Source organism: Methanolapillus africanus (genome assembly GCF_032714475.1).
Classification (GTDB): Archaea; Halobacteriota; Methanosarcinia; order Methanosarcinales; family Methanosarcinaceae; genus Methanolapillus; species Methanolapillus africanus.
Window position 1 is genome coordinate 1 of sequence record NZ_JAWDKD010000024.1, and the last position, 712, is coordinate 712.

Here is a 712-nt window from a genome sequence, read left to right on the forward strand (position 1 = left end):
CTTTCAAGCGCTTTATCCATCATTTCTTTTGTTGATTTGTCTTTCAGCAGATTGATACAAACCTAATGCGTTACCCTGTCAACGATTATTTGTCCGCATTGTTTTGATTTCCTTGATCCAAATGTATCAATTTCCAAGTCTCCAACTCTGATTCTGTCATTTACAATCACCGGTCTTTCATCAATTGAAATCCTATTAAGGATTTTTCCGACACGGGTTTTGTTTTTCATTCCTCTCTTTTTTCGTTTCCGATGACGTTTTGGTAAGTATTGAATTAGTTTTGGACACACATTATAAATATATTGATAGATGCTCTCGTAATTTGTTTTCAATCCTTCCATTTCAATTTGGATTCTGCCGGCAATTTGTTCCGGTGACCATCCAATTACGATTTTTTCATGAACGTATTTTCGTACTTCCGGATTTTTTAAATGCTCTTTCTTTGCTGCATTTAATATCCTGTCAGAATATCGTTCATGAGCTTTCTCAGCATTATATTTGACTTTATTTTTGGGGGGCTGATTCCTTCTCAATTCTCTTGAGATCGTAGATTGCGAGCGGCCGATGGCCGCCGCAATCTCTGATTGGCTGACACCAAGTCTTGAAAAGGTTTCAATTCGAATGCGTTCATTCAATGTGAGATGACTATATTTTTTATACTCGGAGATGGTTTGGTTCACGGGTGTTACTTCCTTTGGGCAAAAATAGGAAG

Annotated in this window: 1 protein-coding gene; it reads right to left on the reverse strand. The window is 37.4% G+C overall.

Annotated elements, in window-relative coordinates:
• Positions 1-62: 62 nt before the first annotated feature.
• On the reverse strand, positions 63-712 hold a 650-nt coding region (locus MsAg5_RS08590), incomplete at its 5' end, for an IS30 family transposase (RefSeq protein ID WP_338100222.1).